The 10000-nt window shown below is 43.0% G+C and carries 15 protein-coding genes (1 of these 15 only partly in view); 12 read left to right on the top strand and 3 right to left on the bottom strand.

The genetic code is table 11. The annotated features are described in order from the left end of the window. From gatB to QC759_RS08435, 6 genes are all read left to right on the top strand, one after another. Window positions 1-699, top strand: the 3' portion of a protein-coding gene (gene gatB / locus QC759_RS08460) for an Asp-tRNA(Asn)/Glu-tRNA(Gln) amidotransferase subunit GatB (RefSeq protein WP_048072551.1). 663 nt of this gene lie to the left of the window's left edge; only the last 699 of its 1362 coding nucleotides appear in the window; the start codon falls outside the window, past its left edge; it ends in the stop codon at window positions 697-699. A 27-nt stretch (window positions 700-726) separates the two neighbouring features. Further along, entirely contained in the window at window positions 727-981 is a 255-nt protein-coding gene (locus QC759_RS08455) for a DUF504 domain-containing protein (protein ID WP_048072550.1), read from the top strand. Continuing rightward, a complete protein-coding gene (locus QC759_RS08450; protein WP_048072549.1) occupies window positions 974-1777 on the top strand; it encodes a CBS domain-containing ParB/RepB/Spo0J family partition protein in 804 nt (267 codons plus the stop codon). The genes QC759_RS08455 and QC759_RS08450 overlap by 8 nt, the downstream gene beginning before the upstream one ends. Beyond that, window positions 1774-2064, top strand: coding sequence for a phosphoribosyl-ATP diphosphatase (hisE, locus tag QC759_RS08445; protein WP_048072548.1), 291 nt, complete (start codon window positions 1774-1776; stop codon window positions 2062-2064). Before QC759_RS08450 ends, hisE begins: the two co-directional genes overlap by 4 nt. Window positions 2065-2224: 160 nt before the next feature. Beyond that, window positions 2225-2788: a flavin reductase family protein gene (locus QC759_RS08440; RefSeq protein ID WP_048072547.1), complete on the top strand. Its 564-nt coding sequence runs from the start codon at window positions 2225-2227 to the stop codon at window positions 2786-2788. A 118-nt stretch (window positions 2789-2906) separates the two neighbouring features. Beyond that, window positions 2907-4061, top strand: a complete 1155-nt coding sequence (locus QC759_RS08435; protein ID WP_048072546.1) for an aldo/keto reductase — start codon at window positions 2907-2909, stop codon at window positions 4059-4061. A 68-nt stretch (window positions 4062-4129) separates the two neighbouring features. On the opposite strand, the gene QC759_RS08430 is transcribed toward QC759_RS08435, so the two are convergent. Next, window positions 4130-4582 (bottom strand): MarR family winged helix-turn-helix transcriptional regulator, encoded by a 453-nt coding sequence (locus tag QC759_RS08430; protein WP_052399933.1) that lies wholly within the window; start codon window positions 4580-4582, stop codon window positions 4130-4132. Between the two features lie 138 nt (window positions 4583-4720). Between QC759_RS08430 and QC759_RS08425 the strand changes: the two genes are divergently transcribed. The 6 genes from QC759_RS08425 to QC759_RS08400 all read left to right on the top strand — a co-directional run bounded on the left by QC759_RS08425 (window position 4721) and on the right by QC759_RS08400 (window position 8680). Then, window positions 4721-5551, top strand: coding sequence for a nitroreductase family protein (locus QC759_RS08425; RefSeq protein ID WP_048072545.1), 831 nt, complete (start codon window positions 4721-4723; stop codon window positions 5549-5551). 67 nt (window positions 5552-5618) lie between these two features. Then, on the top strand, window positions 5619-6452 hold the full coding sequence (locus tag QC759_RS08420) for a nitroreductase family protein (protein WP_048072544.1): 834 nt from the start codon (window positions 5619-5621) through the stop codon (window positions 6450-6452). Window positions 6453-6465: 13 nt separating this feature from the next. Continuing rightward, window positions 6466-6594 carry a tautomerase family protein gene (locus QC759_RS08415; RefSeq protein ID WP_279845532.1) on the top strand — a complete coding sequence of 43 codons (129 nt, stop codon included), beginning with the start codon at window positions 6466-6468 and terminating at the stop codon, window positions 6592-6594. A 210-nt stretch (window positions 6595-6804) separates the two neighbouring features. After that, on the top strand, window positions 6805-7452 hold the full coding sequence (locus tag QC759_RS08410; RefSeq protein ID WP_277897634.1) for an NAD(P)H-dependent oxidoreductase: 648 nt from the start codon (window positions 6805-6807) through the stop codon (window positions 7450-7452). Window positions 7453-7498: 46 nt separating this feature from the next. Then, window positions 7499-8008: a nitroreductase family protein gene (locus QC759_RS08405; RefSeq protein WP_048072543.1), complete on the top strand. Its 510-nt coding sequence runs from the start codon at window positions 7499-7501 to the stop codon at window positions 8006-8008. Between the two features lie 99 nt (window positions 8009-8107). After that, window positions 8108-8680: a flavin reductase family protein gene (locus tag QC759_RS08400; protein ID WP_048072542.1), complete on the top strand. Its 573-nt coding sequence runs from the start codon at window positions 8108-8110 to the stop codon at window positions 8678-8680. Between the two features lie 112 nt (window positions 8681-8792). On the opposite strand, the gene comE is transcribed toward QC759_RS08400, so the two are convergent. After that, window positions 8793-9344, bottom strand: a complete 552-nt coding sequence (gene comE / locus QC759_RS08395; RefSeq protein WP_048072541.1) for a sulfopyruvate decarboxylase subunit beta — start codon at window positions 9342-9344, stop codon at window positions 8793-8795. 101 nt (window positions 9345-9445) lie between these two features. Further along, complete coding sequence (comD, locus tag QC759_RS08390; protein ID WP_048072540.1) at window positions 9446-9937, bottom strand: sulfopyruvate decarboxylase subunit alpha; 492 nt, start codon at window positions 9935-9937, stop codon at window positions 9446-9448. Between the last annotated feature and the right edge of the window lie 63 nt (window positions 9938-10000).

The raw sequence follows: 10000 nt of genomic DNA, 5'->3' as shown, positions 1-10000 counted from the left end.
GAAACCCGAGCTTTCCTGGAATCACAGATGATCACCGTCCCCATGCGTCTTAAGGAAGAGGCTGAGGACTACCGTTACATACCCGACCCGGATCTACCACCCATGATCGCCGAGGAAGAACGGGTGGAATCCATACATGAAAAAATGCCAGAACCCGCCCACATAAAAACCGAACGATTCGTGGAGGAGTATGGCATTAAAAAAGACCACGCTCAGGTTATAACCTCTGAATTGGAACTGGCTGATGCCTTCGAGGAAGTGGCCAAGGAAGTGGACCCCCAGTTTGCTGCACTGTGGATGCGGGATGAACTCAAAAGGGTGCTCTACTACAACAAACTCAACTACAAGGAAAGTGGAATAACCACGGCTCAGCTGGTGGAATTACTCCAGATGTTGCAGGATAAGAAGATCACCACCAAAGCTGGTCAGAGGATCATTGAAAAACTACCACAAAACCCCCAGATGCCAGGAGTAATTGCCGAAGAACTGGGACTGATCGGGGTAGTGGAAGATGACACCGTTCTCCAGGCAGTGAAACAGGCCATTGAAGAGAACCCGGAAGCAGTATCTGACTACTTTGAGGGTAAATCTAAGGCTCTGAACTTCCTGGTTGGTCAGGTGATGAGGATAACCCGTGGTAAAGCTGACCCGGCAAAAACCAACCAGATGGTGGTTGAAGAACTTAAGAACCGGGAATAAAATCATATCCCGGTGGGGTTAGTCCCAATGGCTAAGAGAATTCTGGACATGCTTCACTGGCATCCAGAAATGGACATTGAAAAATGCCAGGTCACCTACCTGCACCGGGGAACTGAAAATAACCTTAAAACCATTCCCGCCACAGATATTGAAGGATTAAAAGGAGGATTTATGATCATGTTTGACGGATCCATGGTTCCTTATCACCGCGTAATTAAGATAGAATGTGAAAACCGATTAATATGGAAGAAAGGCCCTAAAAAGGGAGGTTCGGATGACTAAATCCACTCTGGTTAAGGATTACATGACCCGGGCGGTTATCACCGTCACTCCGGACACACCCAACGAGGAAGTAATCCAGCTGATGAAAAAAACGGGTCACGATGGATTCCCCGTCAAAACCAATGATGGAGTTATTGGCATGATAACTGCCTTTGACCTCCTCCTTAAAAAGTGGGCGGAACATGTGGAGGATATCATGTCCACCGATGTGGTGGTGGCGGATGAATCCATGTCCCTCAACGATGCTGCCCGGGTAATGTTTAGAATGGGAATATCCCGTATGCCAGTGATTAACGAAGATGGTGCCCTGGTGGGGATAGTAACCAACACCGATATTGTGCGCTCCCATATCGAACGTTCCACTCCCATGAAGGTGAGGTACTTTAAGAAAACATTGGAAGACCTCTATGATATTAAAACCAAATTGGTCCATGAAATGGTGCCCATCGAACGTTTAAGACCCACCCAGAACCGGGTCTACGCTGATGAACTACAGGGGCGTACCTACGAACTCACCCGGGGACTGGCCGAGCCCACCATAGTGGTGAAGACTGGCAACCGTTACATCCTGGTGGATGGCCATCACCGTACTGTGGCCTCCCGCAAACTGGGCTACGATGAAATTGACTCCTACGTCATAACCCTGGACCAGGATATAAAACTGGGAATGGAGAAAACCGCAGACAAGGAAGGCATCTTTACCTTTGATGATATAGAGGTCATTGACGATGCCCAGCACCCATTAATAGCCATAACCGGCCCGTTACGAAAGGATGATAAGGTGATTAAGAAATGAAGGATGAGATCATCAGGGAAGTTTACCAGGTCCTGGAGGGTAGAAGGGACCACCCCATTGACTCCTACACATCTCGTATAATGCAGGATGATGATAAAAAAAAGGCAGAAGACAAGATCCTGGAAAAAATCGGTGAAGAAGCAGCCGAGGTAATCATCGCCTCTAAAAACGATGAAAACCTGGTTTATGAATCTGCCGATCTTATATTTCACACCCTCCTGCTCCTGGTTTACAAAGGTGTGGACCTGGATGAATTATACCAGGAATTCGAGAGGAGAAGGGGTTAATTCTTTTTTTAAGGCCCTATTTTTTAGTTTTCATACCCTGTGAATTTTTCCCATACCTGTGATTTTTTTATATCAATTGGTTTCAGATATTTGTGTCAGGAAAGTATTTATAACGTTTGTATGTACAATTGTTTATATTGATTACCGGGGTGAACTGAAAATGGAAAAAGAAAAACTGGGTGGAAACTCGTTCATTTATCCCATGCCAGTGACCCTTCTGGGCACTAAACATGGGGATGTGGCAAATTTTATGGCATTAGGGTGGTTAAGCAGGGCTAATGGAAATCCGCCTTTATTGGTTGTAGGGATAAACAAAGCTCATTTCACCACGCAACTAATAAGGGAAAATAGGGCATTCAGCATTAACTATCCCACCGCGGGCATGATTCGGGAAGTTGATTACTGTGGCCTGGTATCTGGACGTAGAGAAGATAAATCACAGCTTTTCACAGTTGAATACGGTGAACTGGAACAGGCGCCACTCATCAGGGAATGTCCCCTTTCCCTGGAATGTAAACTCTACGATATCTACGAAATGCCCACTCACGATCTATTTGTGGGGGAAATAATTGCTTCCTACGCGGATAAAAAGATCTTAACTGATGGAAAACCGGACCTGGCCAAACTCAATCCCCTACTTTTAACCATGCCTGACAATTATTACTGGACAGTGAAGGAAAAGGTGGGTAAGGCCTGGGACATAGGACGAGAGTTACAGAAATGAAGTTAATTAAATTTTTAAAGGAGTTAGAGGGTAATTCAATCATTAAAGGTAAATTCAATCATAGATATATGTGTTCAAGTCAAATTTCTTATTCAGTTAGTTAGTTGAGGATATGATTATGCTGTACCGTGAGATGGGTCAAACCGGTGAAAAAGTTTCCATACTGGGCTTTGGATGTATGAGGCTGCCAATTAAGGGTAGTTACGACCAGATTGACGTTGAAAGATCATCAGAGTTACTGGATCATGCCCTGAACCAGGGAATAAATTACCTGGATACGGCCTATCCCTACCATGGCCGGGGCACCTCCCAGGGTGGAGCCAGTGAACTTTTCCTGGGAGAATACTTTGCGGGAAACAGCCGCAGAGATGAAGTCTATCTGGCTACCAAATCCCCCACCTGGCTCCTGGAGGAAGAAGGAGACCTGGATCGTTTCCTGGATGAACAACTAAAGAGGCTCCAGACAGATTATATTGATTTTTACCTCCTGCACTCCATTAAGGAGAGGCAATGGTTTGATCTGGAGGATCTGGGTGTTCTGGAATTTTTAGACAGGGCAATTTCTGATGGACGTATTAAATACACGGGATTTTCCACCCATGACACTACTAGCTTCTTTAAGGAAGTGGTGGACTCCTACCAGTGGGACATGTGCCAGATACAGTACAATTATCTGGATGAGAATATACAGGCCGGTAAAGAAGGCCTGCAATACGCAGCCAGCAAAGGAGTGGGTGTGGTGATAATGGAACCATTGAAGGGGGGTGTTCTGGCCAATCATGTTCCTGTGGAGGTTCAGAAAATATGGGACGAATCTCAGTTTGAAAGAAAACCTGCAGAATGGGCCCTCAGATACCTCTGGGATATCCCTGAAATCAGTGTGGTCTTAAGTGGTATGAACACCATTGCACAGCTTCAGGAAAATTTAAACACTGCAGAGAATGGTTTACCTAATTCCATGGCTTCTGAAGAGAAACAAATCATGGAAGAAGTCAAAAAGGTTTACATGGGGAAAATTGCCGTGGAATGCAGTGCCTGTGGTTACTGTATGCCCTGTCCCAGTGGGATAAATATCCCCCAGTGTTTCAGTTATTTGAACCAAGCAGAAATGTTGGAGGAATATTCCGAAGTAAAAAGTCAGTACTACTTCATGTTAAAAGAAACGGAAATGGCAGGAAATTGTTTAGAGTGCGGACTTTGTGAGGAAATATGTTCCCAACACCTACCCATCAGGGAAAAACTAAAAGAAGTTGCGGGTAAAATGGGAAATTAGTTAATTAATTTTTAGGATTTATTTTATAAAGGATTTTTTTTTATTTTTTCAAAATTTTTAGCTATCATTTACTCATGAATGTTCTCTTCCAGTTTAGTTGCCGCTTTATCAATGATTTCAGTTAATTCAACACCTTTTTCTTGGCCTAAAACTTTAGTATAACGTTTGTAGAGGTTGGTCCAGCATTGGCTAATTTCAACCTGTAGATCAATTCCTTTCGGAGTGGGATAGAGGTACGATGATTTACCTTTAGTTTTTCGTTCTACCAGTCCTCTGGTCTCTAATTTGTCAATAAAACGGGTAGTGGTGGAAGGTTTAATATTCATAATTTCTGAAAGTTCTTTCTGGGAAAGACCCGGTTGAAAATCAATATTCATAAGGGTTAGGGCGTGTGATGGTGAAAGACCGGTTTTAAGGAATTCCTCCTCAGCCATTTTATTAAGAATTCTATTAAGTTTATTACTTGTGAAGTAGAGACAACTACACATCGTAGGGCATTGGCTCTGGTTTTCATCATTCATCAATCAATTACACCTCAAGCTTAGGTATGGTTCTTGCTTCTACTTAAGATTATTTTTGGTAAACTTTATATATTAATTGTTTGTACATACAAATAACTGTCTAAATAACTAAACTGAAAATGCAGGGGGAATGCAGAAATGGTAAAACTTGCTGTGGATTCTGAAAAATGTGTAAAATGTGGTACCTGTTCTGATATATGTGTAGCAGGAATCATAGAACCGGGGGATGTGCCCCATGTTTCCAAGGAGAATGCCTTAGTTTGTATGATATGTGGGCAATGTGAAGCAGTCTGTCCTCAAGGAGCATTGGAACTGGTAGACCCATCCTTAGAGGGAACAATGGATAATAAAATAGGGGATATAGGTTCCTCTAAGCAGATAGGTAATTATTTGCGCGGCAGACGATCAGTTCGGCACTATAAAAATGAAACGGTTGACCGGAAGGTCTTGGAAGAAGTTATGGACATAGTCCGCTACGCACCATCAGCCGGTAATGGTCAACCAGTAAAATGGATGATAGTCCACGATCCAGTTAAGGTAAAAAAAGTGGCTGGTCTGACCATTGATTGGATTAAGAATGTAATAAGTGAGGCTCCTCCAGACCAGGACTTCACTGGATTTAATCTTCTGGTTGAAGCCTGGGAAAATGGAACTGATTTAGTCTTAAGGGGCGCACCACACGTGGTTATTGCCTACGCTGAACAGGATGAGAACAATCCAATGTCTCAGTTTGTTAGTGTAGATGGGGTAATTGCTTTAACTCATCTTGATCTAGCACTACCCTCCTTTGGATTAGGTTCATGCTGGGCTGGGGGTCTGTTTATGGCCTTAAATCAATGGCCACCCCTGGCTGAAGAACTGGAATTACCAGAAGGACATACATTTATCGGTGCTATGATGGTGGGATATCCTCAATATCAATATCATAACATCCCTAAACGAAATAAGGCGGTAGTTGATTGGAAATGAAGTTTGGAAGTATTTTTTTCTAAATAGTCTATTCGCAATTAGGAAAATACGACTTAGTGGGGTAAAAATGATAAATAGAGAATTTAAAGAGGAATTATGTACAAAATGCGGTACATGTGCTTTTAATTGTCCAATGGGGTTAATCCAGATAAATGATTTTCCAGAGATAGTGGAAGGATCAGAAGTTATGTGTAACCAATGCGGACATTGTGGGGCTATTTGTCCGGAAGGTGCAATAAGGCTAATTAATTTGTCAACTGATGGAGATAAGAAATCTGAAACAGTAACCGAATCAGGGGAGGGATTGAATATTTCTCCAGAACAAATGGAATTCCACATGAAATTCAGAAGGTCAATTCGTAATTATAGTGACCGACCGGTGGAAAGAGAGATCCTGGAAGAAATATTTGATATGGTTAGGTATGCACCATCGGCGGGCAATGGACAGCCGGTACAATGGATAGTTTTCAATGATCCAGGCAAAATTAGCCAAATAGCCGAAGCTTCTATGGAAGCCATGAGGGAAATTTCAAAAACTGACTCTCCCCTAAATGACAGGATACCTTTAGCCTCATTTGTTGAAGCCTGGGAGAACGGTATGGGCACCATTCTCAGAGAAGCACCATGTTTGGTGGTGGCCCATGCTCCTGAAGATAATATGATGGCAGTTGGCGATGGAATGATAGCATTAACCCACCTAGATCTGGCTCTACCCTCCTTTGGATTGGGTGGTTGTTGGGCTGGTCTTTTCAACATAGTATGCAACCAGCACCCTCCATTGAAGGACATGCTAGGAATACCGAAGGGAAACAACATAATTTATCCCTTCATGCTCGGATATCCAAAATATAAATACCACCGAATACCGGAGAGGAATGAATCTAATATTATTTGGAAATAATTTGAGGGGTAAAATGCCGGTAATAACCATGGAAGTGGGAAAGCTTTCCAACGAGCAGAAGAAAGATTTAATAAAAGGGTTTATAGAAGTTGTTTCTGAAATAACAGGCATAGATAAAAAATTCATAATAAGTTATTCGTGAATGGCCTGATGAGAATTTAGGGATTAACGGACAAACTGTGGCCCAGATCAGATCTAAACCCGCGAAATAAAATGCAAATCAAGTCTTCAGGTATATAATCGACTTGATTACATAATTAATAGTGAAAGCACGGTTAAGAATAAAAATAAAATAAAGAACTAGAAGGGGAAAAATCCAATAAAATTGATTTTTTCTAAAGAGGAGGGATAAATGATGAATGTATTGATAGTATTCGCGCATCCTGAGAGCGAATCACTGAACGGATCACTGAAGGAACTGGCAGTGGATGTGTTAAATGATGAAGGACACCAGGTGCAGGTGTCTGACCTTTACACCATGAATTGGAAGGCTGTCCTGGATAAAGATGATTTTCCAGAGAGGATGAACAAGGAACTCTTCAATCCCATAGCCGAACAGCTAAATGCAGTGGAAAAGGATAACATACCCCTGGATATTAAAAGAGAAATGGACAAGGTTCTTTGGGCCGATGTGATCATATTCCAATTCCCAATATGGTGGAGTAACTTCCCTGCCATTCTAAAAGGATGGATAGACCGTGTTTTCTACAATGGATTTGCATTCAACGTGGGGGAAATGAAATTATACAATGAAGGACTCTTAAAAGGCAAAAAAGGAATGTTATCATTTACCACCGGGGCCAGCAGGGAACTCTACACTGATAAAGGACCACACGGTGACATCGAAGTTCTGGTGAAATACTTCAACCATCTACTGTTTGAATTTGTGGGTATGGATGCCCTACCCTACTTCGCCATCTTTGGACCCGGGGAAATGTCCGAGGAAGAAAGGGAGAATGAGCTGGACAGATTTGAAGAGATCATTAGAAATCTTCCATAAAAAATGAGGGTAAAAATCATTAAAATTGATGATAGGAAGGATGAATATGGAATTCCATGATATAATTAAAAAAAGATACAGTGTACGTGGTTACCAGTCAAAGGAAGTAGAAAAGGAAAAACTGGAAAAAGTACTGGACGCGGCACGACTGGCACCCACCGCTGTGAATAAACAGCCATTTCAGTTAATTATAATTGAAACCAGAGGTAGAGAAGAGGAACTTAAGACCATCTACCCGGCAGAATGGTTTACCGAAGCTCCCCTAGTTATCTGTGCCTGTGCAGTTAAATCAGAATCCTGGACCCGGCGGGACGGTCGTAACTACGTGGAAGTGGATACAGCCATTGCCATGGACCACCTGATCCTCCAGGCCACGGAACTGGGACTGGGCACCTGCTGGATAGCAGCTTTCAATGTGGAAGCTGCCAGAGAAGTGCTTAAAGTACCAGATGATGTGGAACCACTATTATTCACTCCACTGGGTTATCCTGATGCAGAACCAAGGGGCATGGGCCGGAAAAAACTGGATGAACTGGTGCGTGACCAGCACTGGTAAACCTTTTTTTAAAATAGGTGGTTAAAAAATTTAAAAAGTGTTTATGGGCATTATTTTAGGATGTATAGATTTAAAAAAACAAAAACAGGAGGCATTTTATTGAAAAAATCTCTGGGAGCCAAAACCATAACCTATCCCACTCCGGTATTTGTAGTGGGAACTTACGATGCAGAAGGAAAACCCAATGTAATGACTGCCGCATGGGGAGGTATAAGCTGTTCTGACCCTCCCTGTATAAGCATCTCTCTAAGGGAAGCAACCTACACCTATCACAGCATTCTGGAAAGTAAAGCCTTCACCATTAGCATACCCTCTGAAGATCATGTGCAAGAAGCGGACTACTTTGGAATAGCCTCTGGAATGGATGTGGATAAATTCCGGGCCACGGGACTCACCCCGGTTAAAAGTGAAGTGGTGAATGCCCCCTACGTGGGGGAGTTCCCCTTTGTGGTGGAGTGTGAACTGCTCCAGCACGTTAAAATAGGATTACACACCCAGTTCATAGGGGAGATAAAGGATGTGAAGGTGGATGAATCCTTAACTGAGGGTGATAACTCCTTAATAGAAAGAATAAAGCCACTTATCTACACACCAGATTATCCAGCCTATTACGGTGTGGGTGAAATGGTGGAACGCGCCTTTTCTGCCGGAAGACAGATCAAACCCGGTTAAAAAGGTAGTCAAGATAATTAAGGGTTATAAAATAAGCACAAGTGGTTATCAGGATAAGTTAAGGGTTCAAAATGAGTAAGGTTAAGGACGGTTTTATTTAACCTTTTTTTATTTAACCCGGCACTTCCCTCATGAACCGTTCCTTGATCTCCTCTGGTTCCAGGGGGATCACTGGTACACTGGCGTTACCGGCTTTAACCTTCATGTGCACGAAAACCGGACCTTCCATCTCCAGTACCGGTGAAAAATCAATTTCCTGAAGAGATTCTTCGTAGAGTACTGTATTTTTAAAGCCAACTCCCTCCGCCACCTTTTTAAGGTCAGTGGTGGAAGAGTAGGTGCACTGATTACCTGTACTGCCGTAGCATTCATTGTCCAGTACCACCAGCACCAGATTTTGGGGTGATTGATTGTAGATGGTTACTAGGCTCCCCAGGTTCATCAGAAGGGATCCATCACCATCAAAAATAACAACCCTCCGTTTCTGGGCCATGGCCAGTCCCAGGCCAATGGATGATGCCATACCCATTGATCCCAGCATGTAAAAATTGAGGGGTGAATCTTTAACCTGATAAAGTTCCCGGGAAGGGAATCCAATATTGCAGATAACCAGTTCATCTTTTAGTTGGCTGGTGATCTGTTCCAGGGCTTTTATTCGTTCCATGTTCTTCTAAATCTCCCTATTTTTTAGATATAATCCCTTTTTTAGATATAATCCCCATATTTTGAGTATAATAAAATCAAATTTTATATTCAGTGTAAAATCTACCAGAAACTGATCTCCAGTAGTATGGCCAGGGGTGATCCAGCCAGTTCAGCCAGTAGCCATGATTCTGGTACCAGTTTAAGGGCTTCTTCCGGTGTTTTGGGGTTTATGTAGGCTATTTCCAGAGTGTCCAGTATCCCAGTAGTGGCTTCGCCCATGGGGATCTGTGCACCCATGAATTCACCTTCGGTACCTCGGTGGCTGATAACCATGAGTATGGGGAACTGGTAGAGTTTAAACAGTGAGGCCAGGACATTCACCGAGTTTCCCAGTCCAGAGTTCTGCATAAGAATGGCTGGTTTTTTACCCCCCAAGTAAGCCCCGGCGGCTATGCCAAAGCCTTCCTCTTCCCGGGTAACCGGTACATGGATGATATCCGGGTCGCAGTCCACCATTTCCATGAGTTTGCCCAGGTTCACACAAGGCACACTAACCACGAAATCAATTCCTGCCTTTTTAAGTCCGTCATAAACGGCCTGACTGCTGTTCATGGTATAATTCTCCTGTTATTCATTAATTTATTCGCTTCTATCTGTTGTGGAATGAGTTTGGTC

Source organism: Methanobacterium formicicum, assembly GCF_029848115.1.
Lineage (GTDB): Archaea > Methanobacteriota > Methanobacteria > Methanobacteriales > Methanobacteriaceae > Methanobacterium > Methanobacterium formicicum.
The sequence above is the reverse complement of the archived record's forward strand: the minus strand, read 5'-3'. Positions and strand labels throughout refer to the sequence as shown.

What these genes read in the sequence shown, in the direction of transcription:
- QC759_RS08455 (WP_048072550.1), top strand. Translation starts at nt 727, where the DNA reads ATGGCTAAGAGAATTCTGGACATGCTTCACTGGCATCCAGAAATGGAC.
- QC759_RS08450 (WP_048072549.1), top strand. Translation starts at nt 974, where the DNA reads ATGACTAAATCCACTCTGGTTAAGGATTACATGACCCGGGCGGTTATC.
- hisE (WP_048072548.1), top strand. Translation starts at nt 1,774, where the DNA reads ATGAAGGATGAGATCATCAGGGAAGTTTACCAGGTCCTGGAGGGTAGA.
- QC759_RS08440 (WP_048072547.1), top strand. Translation starts at nt 2,225, where the DNA reads ATGGAAAAAGAAAAACTGGGTGGAAACTCGTTCATTTATCCCATGCCA.
- QC759_RS08435 (WP_048072546.1), top strand. Translation starts at nt 2,907, where the DNA reads ATGCTGTACCGTGAGATGGGTCAAACCGGTGAAAAAGTTTCCATACTG.
- QC759_RS08430 (WP_052399933.1), bottom strand. Translation starts at nt 4,582, where the DNA reads ATGAATGATGAAAACCAGAGCCAATGCCCTACGATGTGTAGTTGTCTC.
- QC759_RS08425 (WP_048072545.1), top strand. Translation starts at nt 4,721, where the DNA reads ATGGTAAAACTTGCTGTGGATTCTGAAAAATGTGTAAAATGTGGTACC.
- QC759_RS08420 (WP_048072544.1), top strand. Translation starts at nt 5,619, where the DNA reads ATGATAAATAGAGAATTTAAAGAGGAATTATGTACAAAATGCGGTACA.
- QC759_RS08415 (WP_279845532.1), top strand. Translation starts at nt 6,466, where the DNA reads ATGCCGGTAATAACCATGGAAGTGGGAAAGCTTTCCAACGAGCAGAAG.
- QC759_RS08410 (WP_277897634.1), top strand. Translation starts at nt 6,805, where the DNA reads ATGATGAATGTATTGATAGTATTCGCGCATCCTGAGAGCGAATCACTG.
- QC759_RS08405 (WP_048072543.1), top strand. Translation starts at nt 7,499, where the DNA reads ATGGAATTCCATGATATAATTAAAAAAAGATACAGTGTACGTGGTTAC.
- comE (WP_048072541.1), bottom strand. Translation starts at nt 9,344, where the DNA reads ATGGAACGAATAAAAGCCCTGGAACAGATCACCAGCCAACTAAAAGAT.
- comD (WP_048072540.1), bottom strand. Translation starts at nt 9,937, where the DNA reads ATGAACAGCAGTCAGGCCGTTTATGACGGACTTAAAAAGGCAGGAATT.